General features: G+C 62.4%; 10 protein-coding genes. 3 read left to right on the forward strand and 7 right to left on the reverse strand.

Going from position 1 to position 15783, the window contains the following annotated elements; genetic code table 11:
* Window positions 1-41 precede the first annotated feature (41 nt).
* Both JET17_RS01980 and JET17_RS01985 read left to right on the forward strand, forming a co-directional pair.
* Window positions 42-941 carry a LysR family transcriptional regulator gene (locus JET17_RS01980; protein WP_012312338.1) on the forward strand — a complete coding sequence of 300 codons (900 nt, stop codon included), beginning with the start codon at window positions 42-44 and terminating at the stop codon, window positions 939-941.
* A 90-nt stretch (window positions 942-1031) separates the two neighbouring features.
* Window positions 1032-1805: a ParA family protein gene (locus JET17_RS01985; protein WP_012312339.1), complete on the forward strand. Its 774-nt coding sequence runs from the start codon at window positions 1032-1034 to the stop codon at window positions 1803-1805.
* Here the strand turns inward: JET17_RS01985 and trxC are convergent.
* The 7 genes from trxC to betI all read right to left on the reverse strand — a co-directional run bounded on the left by trxC (window position 1802) and on the right by betI (window position 13296).
* Complete coding sequence (trxC, locus tag JET17_RS01990) at window positions 1802-2236, reverse strand: thioredoxin TrxC (protein ID WP_012312340.1); 435 nt, start codon at window positions 2234-2236, stop codon at window positions 1802-1804. The genes JET17_RS01985 and trxC overlap by 4 nt on opposite strands.
* A 136-nt stretch (window positions 2237-2372) precedes the next feature.
* The gene (selO, locus tag JET17_RS01995; protein ID WP_012312341.1) at window positions 2373-3833 is read right to left on the reverse strand and encodes a protein adenylyltransferase SelO; all 1461 of its coding nucleotides are present in this window, start codon (window positions 3831-3833) and stop codon (window positions 2373-2375) included.
* Window positions 3834-4003: 170 nt separating this feature from the next.
* Window positions 4004-7312, reverse strand: coding sequence for a mechanosensitive channel MscK (gene mscK, locus JET17_RS02000; RefSeq protein ID WP_012312342.1), 3309 nt, complete (start codon window positions 7310-7312; stop codon window positions 4004-4006).
* A 35-nt stretch (window positions 7313-7347) separates the two neighbouring features.
* The gene (locus JET17_RS02005; protein ID WP_012312343.1) at window positions 7348-9090 is read right to left on the reverse strand and encodes a potassium/proton antiporter; all 1743 of its coding nucleotides are present in this window, start codon (window positions 9088-9090) and stop codon (window positions 7348-7350) included.
* A gap of 186 nt (window positions 9091-9276) precedes the next feature.
* Window positions 9277-10968 carry a choline dehydrogenase gene (betA, locus tag JET17_RS02010; RefSeq protein ID WP_012312344.1) on the reverse strand — a complete coding sequence of 564 codons (1692 nt, stop codon included), beginning with the start codon at window positions 10966-10968 and terminating at the stop codon, window positions 9277-9279.
* Window positions 10969-11128: 160 nt separating this feature from the next.
* Entirely contained in the window at window positions 11129-12601 is a 1473-nt protein-coding gene (betB, locus tag JET17_RS02015; RefSeq protein ID WP_012312345.1) for a betaine-aldehyde dehydrogenase, read from the reverse strand.
* A 38-nt stretch (window positions 12602-12639) separates the two neighbouring features.
* Window positions 12640-13296, reverse strand: coding sequence for a transcriptional regulator BetI (betI, locus tag JET17_RS02020; protein ID WP_012312346.1), 657 nt, complete (start codon window positions 13294-13296; stop codon window positions 12640-12642).
* A gap of 533 nt (window positions 13297-13829) precedes the next feature.
* Between betI and JET17_RS02025 the strand changes: the two genes are divergently transcribed.
* A complete protein-coding gene (locus JET17_RS02025; protein WP_233100461.1) occupies window positions 13830-15776 on the forward strand; it encodes a BCCT family transporter in 1947 nt (648 codons plus the stop codon).
* The last annotated feature ends 7 nt before the right edge of the window (window positions 15777-15783 follow it).

Consider the following 15783-nt stretch of genomic DNA (forward strand, 5'->3'; position numbering starts at 1 on the left):
CGACCTATTTAAGATGTTTTACGACCTATTAGGGAGGCTTCATGGAACTGCGCCACCTGCGTTACTTCATTGCGGTTGCCGAAGAGCTGCACTTCGGGCGTGCGGCCCTGCAGTTGGGTATCTCTCAGCCACCCCTGAGTCAACAGATCCAGGCCCTTGAACAGGAACTGGGCGCGCGCCTGTTCGAGCGTACCAATCGTCGGGTCGAGCTGAGTGAGGCCGGGCGGCTGTTCCTCGAGGAAGCCCGCCAGGTACTCGCGCAGGTGGAGAAGGCGGCCGATGTTGCGCGCCGTGCGCAATTGGGTGAGCTGGGCGAAATGAAGATCGGCTTTACGTCGTCGGCGCCGTTTACCTCGAAGATTCCCAAGGCGATTCATGCCTTCCGCCAGCGCTTCCCGGCGGTGCACTTGAACCTCAAGGAAATGAGCAGCCGCGATGTCGCCGAAGGGGTGTTCGACGAGTCCATCGAGGTCGGGCTGATGCGCCCCATGCCCTTGCCGGAAGGGCTGGTGGCCACCGAACTGTTTCGCGAACCGCTGGTGGCGGTGATCAATGCCTCACATGCGCTGGCCGAGGGCACCGAGCACGGCGTACACATGGCCGCGCTGGCCCATGAACCGTTCGTGTTCTTTCCGCGCAGTTACGGCAGTGGGTTACACGCCCAGTTGCTGAGCCTGGCGCGGCAGGCAGGGTTCAATCCGCATTTCGCCCAGGAAGCAGGGGAGGCCATGACCATCATTGGGCTGGTGTCGGCGGGGCTTGGGGTGTCGATTCTGCCCGCTTCCTTTCAGCGCATGCGCATCGAGGGCGTGGTGTACCGAACGCTTCTGGATGAAGGCGCCACCTCTGCTGTATGGCTGGTCCAGCGTCAACATGGCGGGTCGGCAATGGCCAAGGCCTTTGCCGAATTGCTGACGGGCGTAACCGCAGGGGTCAATTGAGCCCTTGCCATCGGCGTGGGGCAATTGGCGCTGGCCAATGCCGCTGCTCCGCCACATACTCGGGCATTCGTTGATACACGGAGGTCTCTCATGCGGCGCGTGGTGTTCAATCAGAAAGGTGGCGTGGGCAAGTCGAGCATCGCTTGCAATCTGGCGGCGGTCAGCGCCAGCGAGGGTTATCGGACCCTGCTGATCGACCTGGATGCCCAGGCCAACTCGACTCAGTACCTGACCGGCCTAACCGGCGAAGACATTCCAATGGGCATCGCCGATTTCTTCAAGCAAAGCCTCTCCAGCGGGCCGTTCAGCAAGAAGAACAAGGTCGATATCTACGAAACCCCGTTCGACAACCTGCATGTGATCACCGCCACGTCCGAGCTGGCCGATTTGCAGCCCAAGCTTGAGGCCAAGCACAAGATCAACAAGCTGCGTAAGTTGCTCGACGAGCTCGATGAGGATTACGAGCGGATCTACATCGATACGCCGCCTGCGCTCAACTTCTATGCGGTATCCGCGCTGATTGCGGCAGACCGTGTGCTGATCCCGTTCGACTGCGACAGTTTCTCGCGCCAGGCGCTGTATGGGCTGCTGGCTGAGATCGAAGAGTTGAAGGATGACCACAACGAAGAGCTGGTGGTCGAAGGCATTGTCGTCAATCAGTTCCAGTCCCGCGCCAGCCTGCCCCAGCAGATGCTCGACGAACTGCTGGCCGAAGGCCTGCCGGTATTGCCTGTATACCTGAGCAGTTCGGTGAAGATGCGCGAGTCGCACCACGCCAGTTTACCGCTGATCCACCTGGAGCCACGGCACAAGCTGACCCAGCAGTTTGTCGAGCTGCACTCGCTGCTCGAGGAAAACGCTTAAACCCCTTGGCTGCGTAGCCACTCCAGCAACGACTGCAGTGGAAACGCGCCAGCCTGGCGGCTGACTTCGCGGCCGTTCTTGAACAGGATCAGGCTGGGAATCGAACGGATACCCAACTGGCCAGCAAGGTTGCGGTTGGCTTCACTGTCGAGCTTGGCCAGGCGGCAGCGGCCGTTGAGCTGGCGCGCGGCCTGTTCGAAGGTGGGGGCGAAGGACTTGCACGGGCCGCACCAGTCGGCCCAGACGTCGATCAGCAGCGGCAGGTCGCCTTTGATCTGGCTGGCGTAGTTGCGTTCGCTGAGCTCGAACGACCGGCCCAACAGCACATCCTGTTTGCAGCGGCCGCATTTCGGCGCATCGCCCAGGCGGGTGGCAGGCAGGCGGTTGAGGCCGTCGCAGTGGGGGCAAGGGATCAGCAGTGGGTCGGACATGTCGTTTCCTTGTAGTGTTTGTTTGGACCCTACCGCCGGCCGGCCGGTGCCCACAGGTTTCGCACAAGACCCAGGTCCAGTGGGGTCCCTGTGGGAGCCGGCTTGCCGGCGATGAGGCCGGTACTGCGGTCAGCCATCATGAGGAGCAGCTGATTTCCAAGTGTTTGCCCCATGCTGGCGGTCGCTCGGCGTAGGCCTGCATTCCTGCTTGTTCCTCGAATGGCGTGCTCAGCACCTGATGCAGCCGCCGCACTTCACTGTAGTCACCGGCCTCGGCGGCTTCGATGGCTTTTTGCGCCAGGTAATTGCGCAGCACGTACAGCGGGTTCACCGCATGCATACGCTCGCGGCGCCCATCGCCATTACCGGCTTCACGCTCACAGCGGGCCAGATAGTCCGCGCCCCAGGCATCGAAACCTGCCAGATCGATGAAATCGTCGCGTACGCCCTTGAGTGCCTCGGCCACCGGTTGATCGCCCAGCCTGCGGAAGAACAGGTTGTAGTCCACCCCACCGCTCTGCATGCGCTGCAGCAGGCGCTCGACCAGCGCCATGTCATCGTCCTCGGCCGTGGTCAGGCCCAGGCGCCGGCGCATCAGGTCCAGGTAATGCGCCTGGTACAGTGGCAGGAACAGCCCCAGCGCCTCCTTCAGAGGCTCGACCTCGATCACGGTGGTCAGGGCCTGGGCCAGCGCGCTGAGGTTCCAGTGGGCTATCGGCACCTGGTTGGCATAGCTGTAGCGGCCACGATCATCGGAATGGTTGCAGATGAAGTTGGCGTCGAAGTCGTCGAGGAAGGCATAAGGGCCAAAATCGAAGGTGATGCCCAGGATCGACATGTTGTCGGTGTTCATCACCCCATGGCAGAAGCCGTACGCCTGCCAGTGAGCAATCAGTTCGGCGTTACGCTCGACGATGGTGCGGAACATGGCCAGGTATGGTTGTTCGGCCTCACGGCATTCGGGGTAGTGTTGTTCCAGCACATGGTCGATCAGTACCCGCTGCTGTTCCGGTTGCTTGGTGTAGTAGAAATATTCGAAGTGGCCGAAGCGCACGTGGCTCTGCGCCAGGCGGGTGAGCATGGCGGCGCTCTCGCGGGTTTCGCGCCATACCGGGGTGCTGGAGCCGATCACGCACAGTGCCCGGCTGGTGGCGATACCCAAGGCGTGCAGGGCCTCGGATGCGAGAAACTCGCGAATGGAAGAACGCAGCACTGCGCGGCCGTCGCCCATGCGCGAGTAGGGCGTCTGGCCAGCACCCTTGAGGTGCAGGTCCCAGTGCTCGCCCGCGTCGTTGACTACCTCGGCCAGCAGCAGGCCGCGGCCATCGCCCAGGCGCGGGTTGTACGAGCCGAACTGGTGGCCGGAATAGACCATCGCGCGCGGATCGGCCCCTTCCCAGAGCTTGTGCCCGCTGAACAATTCGGCGAACACGGGCGTATCGGCCTGAGCAGGGTCCAGGTCGAGCAAGGCCATGGCCGACTTGCTTGCTATGACAAGGCGCGGATCTGCGATGGGTTCTGGCAGGACCTGAGTGGAGAACGCATCGCCCAGGCGGGCGAAGCGGTTGTCGAATGTGAGTTGGTCGAGGGCTTTCACGGGCTGCTCCTGGGGATCGGTGCCAAGGGGCCGCTTTGCGGCCCAATCGCCGGCAAGCCGGCTCCCACATGACTATCGCAGCGGCGCGGACCCTGTGGGAGCCGGCTTGCCGGCGATCGAGGGCGCAGCCCTCGTATGTATTTTGGGTGTTCAAGCGCTACGGCGTCTACTCACACTGGTTGAGTACCATCCGGTTTTGGCTGCTCCACCGGTATCAGCTGCTGCTTGCCGCCCTGCATGTCCATCAGGTACACCTCGACCTGGCGAACAGAGATCTTGATGTTGTGCGCTTTGAACTCGCGATTGATAAAGCGGTTGATCTCGTCCAGCGTCGGGTTGCGGTCGCCCAGGTCCCGTACATGCATGCGCAGTTCGTGGTCCAGCGAGCTTTCGCCGAAATTGAGGAAGTACACGAGCGGCTCCGGGTCCTTGAGCACCCGTGGGTTCTCGTGGGCGCCCTTGAGCAGCAGCTCGCGCACTAGGTCCAGGTCGGAGCCGTAGTCGATGCCCAGTTTCAGTGTGACGCGGGTGACCGTATCGGTCAGCGACCAGTTGATCAGCTGGCCGGTGATGAAGGTCTTGTTGGGGACGATGATGTCCTTGCGGTCGAAGTCGGTGATGGTGGTGGCGCGGATACGGATCTTGCTCACGGTGCCGGACAGGTTGCCGATGGTGATGGTGTCGCCGATGCGCACCGGGCGCTCGAACAGGATCATGATGCCGGAGATGAAGTTGGCGAAGATCTCCTGCATGCCGAAGCCCAAGCCGACCGAAAGGGCTGCCACCAGCCACTGCAACTTGTCCCAGCTTACGCCGAGGGTCGACAGGGTACTGACGATGCCGATCCCGACGATGGTGTACGACAGCAGGGTGGTGGTGGCATAGGCGCTGCCCTGGGCCAGGTTCAGCCGCGACAGCACCAGCACCTCCAGCAGGCCCGGCAAGTTGCCGGCCAGGGCGAAGGTAATGCCGACGATCACCAGTGCACCAAGCAGGTCGCCGAGGCTGATCGGCACCATGCTGGCGGCCGTGCCGGTACCGCTGGTGTATTCGTACAGGGTGAAGTTGTTGAGGTAGGCGAACACCGTGATCAAGTCGGCCCACACCCAGTACAGGCCGGCAATGAAGCCACCGAGCAAGGCCAGGCGGATCAGGCGCAACGACTGCTGGTTGACCTGCTCGATGTCCAGCGTCGGCTCCTCGGTAATGACTTCGCCATCCAGGCCTTCCTTGGCTGCCGCACGCTTGCTCAGGGCACGCTGGTAGGCCAGGCGCCTCGCGGCAACCGACAGGCCGCGTACGAAGGCGGCCTCGATCACCAGCCAGAACATCAGCAGGTAAAGGGTGTAGATCAGCCGGTCGGTGAGTTTGAGTGCGGTGTAGTAATAGCCAAAGCAGACCGCCACGAACAGGGCGATCGGCAAGGCTGTGAAGGCCAGCCCGACGGCCCTGCGGAACAGCGAGGCGTCGCGGTGCGCGGGGCTGCTCAGCAACAGGCGGCTGAGTAGCCAGGCCATCAGTGCATAACAGGTCAGCACTACCCCGATGCCCAGCACGTCGTCGGCCAGTGCCGACGGCTGGTGCTCGGCCACCGCCACGACGCCGACCAGCGCCAGCACCACGGTGCCGAGCCTGCGCACCCAGCCGCGCAGGAACTCGACCTGAGGCTTGTGCCAGCGGAAGTGAATTTCTGCCACTCCGCCGGGAGCGAGGATGCGGTAGGCGGTGTAGAACACCAGCCAGGCCTGGGCCAGTTGCCAGAGCGCGGAGCCAAGGTTGGCATTCTGCCCTCGGGCGTCGATCTGCAAGGCATAGCTGCACAGGGCAAGGCCCAGGCTCACTGGCATAGCCAGGAGGATGTTGATCAGGATCGCCTGGGGCGTATGCCACTGGCTGTCACGGCGGAAATGGCCGATATCCTGGTGCACCTTGTTCAGCCGTTGGTAGAGGTACTTGCGGCGCCACAGCAGGGCGCCGATCACCAGCAGCAACGGCAGGAACAGCAATGGGCGCTGGCTCAGCCCGTCGCCCAGCTCCTTCAGGCCAGAGCCCCAGGGCAGGTCGGCGACCTGCTTGGCAAAGCGTTCCGGAACAGTCTTCAACCAGTCCCAGTCCAGCGGCTTGTTGCTCGGGATCCAGAACATCTGCTCGTCGAGCGTGGTGCGCAGGCCTTGCGCAGTGCTGAGCAGCTGCTTCTGGTTGAGCTGCAGGGTGATCGATTCGTTGAGCAGGGCCGACAGCTCGCGGTTAAGGCGCTCGAGCAGGTCGCTGCGGGTGATCGCCACTTCCAGCAGAGCCTTGCGCAAGGCCGGGGTGACGTCTTGCTGCGGCTGGTTGGCCAGCAGTTTGTCGACGTAGGTCACCGGGCTGCTCATCTGCTCGCGTTGCTGGTTGATCTCGAACTGGTACAGGCGGATGTCGGCGATCTGGTCTGCCAGGTCGCGGTCAAGCTTCAGATGCGGCAGGGCTTGTTTCTGCTTGTAGAGGATCTTCGACAGCAGCAGGCTGCCTTTGAGTACGCTGATCTGCTCGTCCAGGGCCTGGTCGGCCTGGGTCAGGCTGTCGAGCTGCTGCTTGGTGCGCAGGTTCTGCTGGGTCAGCTCGTTAAGGCGGTCGGTGCTCTTGAGCAGGTAGTCAGAGAGCTTGAGGTTGGCTGCGCTTTCGCTGGCCAGCAGGCTGCTGCCACCAGCCTTCTGCGCTTCGATCGACTGCTGGGTGACGGTTTGCTGGGATTGGGCCAGACGCTTCTCATTGATCAGCGTCTGCAGGTCCTGGATTTCCTGCTCCAGGCGAGCGGTGCGTTCAATCAGCAGGTCGTGGCGGGCGTTGCCCAGGTCTTGCAGCAGGCCGTTGCCGGCCAGCTCCTGGCGGCGCAGCAGGGTCACGGCGTTGAGCGAAGCCAGTTCCGCATTGAGCTGGTTACGCTGGTCGGCATTGATTGATTTGCCGCCATCCTTGCCGCTCTTGAGGATAGTGTTGATCTGCTGGCTGCGGGTCTGGTTGTTGCTGATCTCAGCCTGAGCGCGCTCGGGGCGGGTCTGCGAATTGATGATCAGGCTGTTGGCGTCGGACAGCGCTTTTTGCAGCTCGCCCTGCAGGGTGTTGCGTTCGCTGAGCATCTGCTCCAGTTGCGGCACGCTAAGGCTGGCGTAGCGCTGGGCGACCGGTTGTGGCTTGCTGGCCTTGAGCTTGGCCAGTTCTTTCTGGCTGTCGCTGGTCTCTTTGGGGGCGTCAGCCAGCTGCTGCTTGAGCGCGGCAAGCTTCTTCTCGCTGTCTTCCTTGTTGGCAAGCAGGCTCAGGGTTTGTTCGAGCACCTGCTGCAAGGCCTTCTGATCGGCCTCGGGCAGCTTGCGTTCGGCGATCTTGTCGAGGCTGTTCTGGATACTGGCAGCGCTCGGCGCTTCGGCCGCAGCAGCGGCGAACGACAGGGACAGGCACAGCCCGAGCAGGGCTGTGCGAAGGTACACGCGCAGGGACATAGGCAGACTACTTGTGGATCATGCAGATTCGGAGTTTAGAGGAACAATCCTGGTCCGGGTCGCGTTCCTTCGGGGAATCTGACGCCCACTTTCTGGATCTTGTTCCCGTCCATGGTCGCCACGGTCCAGATCGTGCCGTGCCATTCCACCTGATCGCCCACTACTGGAGCGCCCCCGACCTTCTGTCGGATGAACTGCGCCAGCGGCATTTTTGCGTCCAGGCCGTCGAGTTTCAGGCCGTAAAGAGCTGCCACCGCGCCCAGTTCGGCATCGCCCTCGAGCACGAAGTCGCCGAAGAAACGCAGGTCCAGGCCGCGTTGCGGGGCTTGGCTGAACAGCTTGCCCAGCGCTGGCAGGTTATGTTCGTGGCCGATCACGCAGAGCATGTCGCCGACTTCGAGTACGGTGCTGCCGGAGGGATGCAATAACTGTTCGCCACGGAACAGTGCGGCAATACGCGTGCCCTCGGGCATCTTCAGTTCGCGCAGGGCGGCACCGATGCACCACTTCTCCGCACCCAGGCGATAGACGAACAACTCCCACTCGCTGGTGATGTGCACCTCGAGCGCAGAGCGCGAGATCGGCGCCGGGTCCGGTGGTACCGTGACTTTCAACAGCTTGGCCATCCACGGCAGGCTGGTGCCCTGTACCAGCAGCGATACCAGCACGATGAAGAACGCCAGGTTGAAGAACAGCTGCGCGTCAGGCAGCCCGGCCATCAGCGGAAACACCGCGAGGATGATGGGTACCGCGCCGCGCAGGCCGACCCAGGAAATGAAGGCTTTCTCGCGGCCGTGGAAGGCCTTGAACGGCAGCAGGGCGGCAACCACCGACAGCGGCCGCGCGATCAGGATCATCCACAGCGCCAGGCCCAGCGCCGGCAGGGCGATCGGCAGCAGGTCATGCGGGGTGACCAGCAGCCCCAACACCAGGAACATGCCGATCTGGGCGAGCCAGGCCATGCCGTCGAGCATGTGCAGGATGCCGTGACGGCTGCGGATCGGTTTGTTGCCCAGCACCAGGCCGCACAGGTAAACGGCTAGGAAGCCGCTGCCGTGCAGGGCGTTGGTCAGTGAGAACACCGCCAGCCCGCCAGCGATGACCAGAATAGGGTACAGGCCACCGGCCAGGTTGATCCGGTTGACCAGTTGCAGCATCAGCCAGCCACCGCCCAGGCCCAGCAGGCCACCGATGCCGAACTCGCGCAGCAGGTGCCCCAGCAGGCTCCAGTGCAGCCCTGTCTGACCGCTGGCGATCATGTCGATCAGGGTGACGGTGAGGAATACGGCCATGGGGTCGTTGCTGCCCGATTCGATCTCCAGCGTGGCCGTGACCCGTTCGTTCAGGCCTTTGCCCCCGAGCAGCGAGAACACCGCTGCGGCGTCTGTGGAGCCGACGATGGCGCCGATCAGCAGGCCCTGGATGAGGCTGAGGTCAAACAGCCAGGCCGCGACCAGTCCGGTGAGGGCAGTGGTGATCATCACGCCGACGGTGGCAAGCGACAACGCCGGCCACAAAGCCACGCGGAAGCTCGCTACCCGCGTGCGCAGGCCGCCGTCGAGCAGGATCACCGCCAGTGCCAGGTTGCCCACCAGGTAGGCGGTCGGGTAGTTGTTGAAGATGATGCCGCCACCATCCACGCCTGCGAGCATGCCGACCGCGAGGATGATGACCAGGATTGGAATGCCAAGGCGCGACGACAGCGAACTGACCAGGATACTTGCGCCCACCAGCAATGCGCCGATCAGGAACAGGCTGTTGATGGTGCTTGCATCCAAAGGCAGGTACTCCGGGATAACGCGGGGAAGAGGACTCGATAGCTTTGAAGAACTAGCAGGTCGCGTGCCAATCGATTCTAACCTGATGAATTGGCAGCATGTAAAGCGTTTCTGCAGATGTAGAAAAGGCACCGCGGTGGGTGCCTTTCCTTGTGTTGCCTATGCCGGCGATGAGGCTGTTGCAGGTCAGGCCTGCTTCACTTCACGCATTGGCTTGCCTTTTACCGGGGCGCCGTTGGCCACGTAGTACTTGGCAGTGCTGCGAGGCAGCGGCTTGCGGTTGCGGATCTTGTCCGAAATTTTCTCGGCGATCATGATCGTGGTGGCGTTGAGGTTGCCGGTGATGATGATCGGCATGATCGACGCATCCACTACACGCAGGCCCTGCATGCCGTGCACGCGGCCTTCGCCATCGACCACCGCCATGTCGTCGGTACCCATCTTGCACGAGCAGGACGGGTGGAAGGCGGTTTCGGCGTGCTCGCGGATGAACTTGTCCAGCTCTTCGTCCGTCTGGACGTGCGCGCCCGGGCTGATTTCGCGGCCACGGTACGGGTCCAGCGCTGGCTGGGCCATGATCTCGCGAGTCAGGCGGATACCGTCACGGAACTCCTGCCAGTCCTGCTCGGTGGCCATGTAGTTGAACAGGATGCTCGGGTGCTGGCGAGGGTCCTTGGACTTGACCTGGATGCGGCCACGGCTAGGCGAACGCATCGAGCCCATATGTGCCTGGAAACCGTGTTCCTTCACGCCGTTGGAACCGTTGTAGTTAATCGCGACAGGCAGGAAGTGGTACTGAATGTTCGGCCATTCGAACTCAGGGCGGGTACGGATGAAACCGCCTGCCTCGAACTGGTTGCTGGCGCCGATACCGGTGCCGTTGAAAAGCCACTCGGCACCGATGGCCGGCTGGTTCCACCACAGCAGCGACGGGTACAGCGACACCGGCTGGGTGCAGGCGTATTGCAGGTAAAGCTCGAGGTGATCCTGCAGGTTCTCGCCGACGCCCGGCAGGTCGTGCACGACCGGGATGTCGAGGCTCTCCAGTAGGGCGCGCGGGCCCACGCCGGAGCGCTGCAGCAGTTGCGGCGAGGCGATGGCGCCAGAGCTTACGATGACTTCCTTGCGGGCGCGGGCTTCGACGCGCTCTTCACTGTCGCCGACCAGGTAGGTCACGCCAACGGCGCGCTTGCCTTCGAACAGCACGCGGTCGCTCAGGGCATGGGTGACGATGGTCAGGTTCGGGCGCTTCTTGGCCTGGTCCAGGTAACCGCGGGCGGTGCTGGAGCGGCGGCCGTTCTTGGTCACCGAACGGTCCATCGGACCGAAGCCTTCCTGCTGGTAGCCGTTCAGGTCTTCAGTGCGCGGGTAACCGGCCTGGACGCCGGCCTCGACCATGGCGTTGAACAGCGGGTTGTTGCCAGCTTTGGGCGTGGCAACGCTGAGCGGGCCTTCGCCACCGTGGTAATCGTTGGGGCCGATGTCACGGGTTTCCGCCTTGCGGAAGTACGGCAGGCAGTCCAGGTAAGCCCAGTCTTCCAGGCCCGGCAACTTAGCCCAGCCGTCGAAGTCCAGGGCGTTACCGCGGATGTAGCACATGCCGTTGATCAGCGAGGAACCACCCAGGCCCTTGCCGCGGCCACATTCCATGCGGCGGCCGTCCATATGCGGCTCCGGGTCGGTCTCGTAGGCCCAGTTGTAGCGACGGCCTTGGAGCGGGAATGCCAGGGCGGCCGGCATCTGGGTGCGGAAGTCGAAGCGGTAGTCGGGGCCACCGGCTTCGAGCAGCAGGACGGTGACGCTGGCGTCTTCAGTCAGGCGAGTGGCCAGGGTGTTACCGGCCGAGCCGGCACCAACGATGATGTAATCGTATTCCATGGGCTTTCTCCTCGAAAGCAGCGGCAAGCTTCAAGCTACAAGCTGCAAGAAAACACAGCCGTGCGAAGCTCGCGAATGGATTAGGGCTGCAAGGGCCGGTGGCGTGGATGCAACCGGCTCTTGCTTGCAGCTAGTAGCTCGCGGCCTGGAGCTGAGTTTCTTAGAAGACCGACGAGTAGCCGCCCAGTTCGACCTGGACCGACTTGATGCGAGTGTATTGCGCCAGCGAGCTGATGCCGTTTTCACGGCCGACGCCCGACTGCTTGTAGCCACCGACCGGCATTTCGGCCGGCGATTCACCCCAGGCGTTGATCCAGCAGATGCCGGCTTCGAGCTTGTGGATGATGCGGTGGGCGCGGGTGATGTCGTTGGTGCACACGCCTGCGGCCAGGCCGTATTCGGTGTCATTGGCGCGACGGATGACTTCTTCTTCGGTTTCGTAGGTGAGGATGCTCATCACCGGGCCGAAGATCTCTTCCTTGACGATGGTCATGTCGTCGGTGCAATCGGTGAACACGGTCGGGGCCACGAAGGCACCCTTGGCGAAATCACCTTCGGTCAGACGCTCGCCGCCGCACAGTACGCGGGCACCCTCTTGCTTGCCCTTGGCGATGTAGCCCAGAACGCTTTCCATGTGCTGGAAGCTGACCAGCGGGCCGAAATTGGTGTTTTCGTCTTCCGGGTTGCCGGCGCGGATACGGGCAACGCGCTCGGCGATCTTGGCTTCGAAGGCCGCTTTCATCTGGGCAGGGATGAACACGCGGGTACCGTTGGTGCAGACCTGACCGGAGCTGTAGAAGTTGGCCATCATGGCGATGTCGGCGGCCTTGTCCAGGTCGGCGTCGGCGCAGATGATCAGCGGCGACTTGCCACCCAGCTCCATGGTGACTTCCTTGAGCGAGGAGCTCGAAGCGCTGGCCATGACTTTCTTGCCGGTGGTGGTGCCGCCGGTGAAGGAAACTTTCTCGATGCGTGGGTGTTCGGTCAGCCAGGTGCCGACTTCGCGGCCGCTGCCGGTCAGCACGTTGAATACGCCGTCCGGCAGGCCGGCTTCGGTGTAGATCTCCGCCAGTTTCAGGGTGGTCAGCGAGGTGACTTCCGAAGGCTTGAAGATCATCGCGTTGCCGGCGGCCAGGGCCGGGGCGGACTTCCACAGGGCGATCTGGATCGGGTAGTTCCAGGCACCGATACCGACGGTCACGCCCAGCGGCTCGCGGCGGGTGTAGACGAACGAGCTTTCACGCAGCGGAATCTGCTCGCCTTCGATGGCCGGTACCAGGCCTGCGTAGTATTCCAGCACGTCGGCGCCAGTGACGATGTCGACGTAGCGGGTTTCGGAGTACGACTTGCCGGTGTCCAGCGTTTCCAGCATGGCCAGCTCGTCGTTGCGCTCGCGCAGAATGTCGACGGCACGGCGCAGGATGCGCGAACGCTGCATGGCAGTCATTGCGGCCCAAATTTTCTGACCGCGCTCGGCGCTTTCGACGGCTTTCTCGACGTCGGCCTGAGTGGCGCGCTGCACGTGGGCGAGGACTTCGCCGGTCGCCGGGTTGATGGCTTCGAAGGTGGCATCGCTGCCAGCGTCGACATAACCGCCGTCAATGTAGAGTTTTTGCGTTCCGAAACGGGCCATAGTGTCCTCGCAAGTGCAGTGTGTGAGTGGCTTTCGCGTCACGCTCCGGCCGGCTGGGCAAGGGCTGTGCGCATTTTTTCAGAGGCCGGTGGTTGCGTGTCCGGGCGCTGCTGTTTAGCCAGTTGTAGTTCCAGGTATTCGTAAGCGATCTGTATCGCCTGGTCGGTGTCGAAGGCGTCGCCCGACAGCGCTCCGCGCAGCCACAGCCCGTCGATCAAGGCAGCCAGGCCGCGGGCGGCGGTGCGCGCTTCATCGAGCGGCATGGCGCGGCGGAACTGGCAGCACAGGTTGGAATACAGGCGGTGATCGTTGATCCGCTGCAACCTGTGCAAGGACGGCTGGTGCATGCTGGAGGCCCAGAAGGCCAACCAGGTTTTCATTGCCGGGCCATTCACCTGGCTGGCATCGAAGTTGCCTTCGATGATCACCCTCAGGTGGGCTCGCGGACTGTCGTCGGTCAGTGCCTGGCGACGAGCGATCACGCCCTCGTTGAGCATGTTCATGATGTAGCGCATCGTCGCCGCTATCAGGCCGTTCTTGTCCTGAAAGTAGTGACTGATGATGCCGTTCGACACACCGGCCAAACGGGCAATCAGCGCAATGCTGGCATCTCCCAGGCCGACCTGATCGACTGCTTGCAGCGTAGCTTCGATCAATTGCTGGCGGCGGATGGGTTGCATACCGACCTTGGGCATCTTGCTATCTCCTCAGGCCTGGCGAGCAGACGAAGTGCGGCTGACTCGGCGAGGACCAGTCTATTTTGTTTTGATTGAACGTTCAATCAATAAAGAATAAGCTCTGCGACAATTTGTGCCATTGACAGTTTCTAAGGCTGTTTCAGTGGCACGAATTGACACCCCAGGAAATCGCGTAACCCCCGTAATACAAGGTGTTGACGGGTATTAGCGATGCGAAATGCAGAATTTGCTCAACGGCCATGCGCCTGCGGCAGGCCCTTGGAGCGGGCGGGGTGCTCTGTGACGAATGCGCGCACCAAGCTGATTTGGCGAGGCATTTGCGCAGACCACCTGTCTGGTTTTGCAACGTTTTTATTCGGGATCACGGTTTCCAAGTTGCTTTTATAACACCTGACGCAGTGGGGGTATTCCACCAATTGCTCGGGAAAAGACTGATTAGCCTCCACAGCCGCACTGCCCGGAGCATTCGTGCAATGAGTTCTGCCTCCCTTACCAAACCCCCCGCCGAGAGGGTACGGGTCAATCGCGTAGTGTTTTTCACCTCCGCGCTGATGATCCTCGTTTTGACTGCCTTGCTTATCGCTGTTCCCGAAACTGCCGGTCAGGTACTGGGCGTGGCCCAGAAGTGGCTGACACGCACCTTCGGCTGGTACTACATGCTGGTGATCTGCGGTTACCTGCTGTTTGTCGTTTACCTGGCGTTCTCCGACTACGGCAAGCTCAAGCTCGGCGGCAAGGATGACCAGCCCGACTTCAGCTACGGCGCCTGGGCCGGCATGCTGTTCTCCTCCGGTATCGGTATCTCGTTGCTGTACTTCGGCGCCTCTGAGCCGCTGGACCACTACTTCAATCCGCCCCAGGGCACCCCTGCCAGCCTCGAGGCCGCGCGCCAGGGCCTGCAACTGACCTTCCTGCACTGGGGGCTGCATGGCTGGGCGATCTACGCCCTGGTCGGTCTGGCCGTAGGCTACTTCGCCTACCGCCACAATCAGCCGCTGGCGCTGCGCTCGGCACTGTATCCGCTGGTCGGTGAGCGTTGGGTCAAGGGTGCTGCTGGCAACGCCGTGGATATCTTTGGCATGTTCGTCACCCTGCTGGGTCTGGTGACCAACCTGGGGATCGGCGCGATGCAGGTGTCCTCGGGCCTTGAATACCTGTTCGGCATGGACCACAGCCAGACCAGCCTGCTGGTGGTGATTCTGGTCATGGCCGGCGTGGCTACGGTGGCTGCGGTATCAGGTGTGGAAAACGGTATTCGCCGCCTGTCCAACCTGAACATTATGCTGTTCAGTGGTTTGCTGATCTTCGTGCTGCTGGGCGGTGAGACCCTGCACCTGCTCAACGGCCTGGTGCAGAACGTCGGCGACTACCTCAACGGCATCGTACTGAAGACTTTCGACCTTTATGTCTACGAAGGCGAGGCCGGCAACTCTGAGCGCTGGTTAGGCCTGTGGACCGTGTTCTACTGGGCGTGGTGGATCTCCTGGGGTCCGTTCGTCGGCATGTTCATTGCCCGTATCTCCAAGGGCCGTACCGTGCGCCAACTGGTCTGCGGCGTACTGCTGATCCCGCTGGGCTTCACCCTGGCCTGGTTGTCGATCTTCGGTAACACCGCACTTGACCTGGTGATCAACCAGGGCGCCGTCGAGCTGGGCAAGACCGCGCTGGAGCAGCCGTCGATGTCGATCTACCAGCTGCTGGAGTATTTCCCAGCCGCCAAGATCGTGATCGGTGTGGCGGTGTTCGTGGGCTTCGTGCTGTTCCTCACTCCGGCCGACTCCGGCGCGGTGATGATGGCCAACCTGTCGTGCAAAGGTGGCAAGGTCGACGAAGATGCTCCGCACTGGATGGTGGTGTTCTGGTCGGTGATCATCACCCTGGTCACCATTGGCCTGCTGTTCGCCGGTAACTTCGAAGCCATGCAGACCATGGTGGTGCTGGCGGGCCTGCCGTTCTCGGTGGTGCTGGTACTGTTCATGTTCGGCCTGTACAAGGCCATGAAGCAGGACGTTGCCGTGGAGCAGGAGCGTGCCGAGCTGGCTGCCCGTGGTCGCCGCGGTTTCAGTGAGCGTCTGAGCCAGTTGGAGCTGCAGCCGACCCAGGCAGTGGTGCAGCGCTTCATGGACAGGCAGGTCAGTCCGGCCCTTAAAGAGGCTGCCGAGCAGCTGCGCACCCTGGGCTTTGATGTCGAGAGCCGTGTTGGCCAGTCGCGCAACATGATGGGCCTGCGGGTGATGATGGAAGAGGGCAACCCTTTCGTTTACGAAGTGAGCCTGGACGGTTACATGGCCGCACCGAGCGATGCGCCGGTCGAGGGCGAGCCAGAGGTGCGCCAGCGCTTCTATCGCGCCGAAGTGTACCTGCACGATGGCAGCCAGGAGTACGACCTGATGGGCTTCGCGCCTGAGCAGATCGTGCGTGATGTTCTCGACCAGTTCGAGAGCCATCGCCAGTTGCTGGGTCGCGTCTACAGCTGATCCGGTC

It is taken from the genome of Pseudomonas putida, from assembly GCF_016406145.1.
In the GTDB taxonomy this organism is placed as follows: domain Bacteria; phylum Pseudomonadota; class Gammaproteobacteria; order Pseudomonadales; family Pseudomonadaceae; genus Aquipseudomonas; species Aquipseudomonas putida_E.

Excerpts from the sequence above, each read along its gene's own strand:
- trxC (WP_012312340.1), bottom strand. The coding sequence starts at position 2,236 with ATGTCCGACCCACTGCTGATCCCTTGCCCCCACTGCGACGGCCTCAAC.
- betI (WP_012312346.1), bottom strand. The coding sequence starts at position 13,296 with ATGCCCAAGGTCGGTATGCAACCCATCCGCCGCCAGCAATTGATCGAA.
- JET17_RS01980 (WP_012312338.1), top strand. The coding sequence starts at position 42 with ATGGAACTGCGCCACCTGCGTTACTTCATTGCGGTTGCCGAAGAGCTG.
- mscK (WP_012312342.1), bottom strand. The coding sequence starts at position 7,312 with ATGTCCCTGCGCGTGTACCTTCGCACAGCCCTGCTCGGGCTGTGCCTG.
- JET17_RS01985 (WP_012312339.1), top strand. The coding sequence starts at position 1,032 with ATGCGGCGCGTGGTGTTCAATCAGAAAGGTGGCGTGGGCAAGTCGAGC.
- betA (WP_012312344.1), bottom strand. The coding sequence starts at position 10,968 with ATGGAATACGATTACATCATCGTTGGTGCCGGCTCGGCCGGTAACACC.
- betB (WP_012312345.1), bottom strand. The coding sequence starts at position 12,601 with ATGGCCCGTTTCGGAACGCAAAAACTCTACATTGACGGCGGTTATGTC.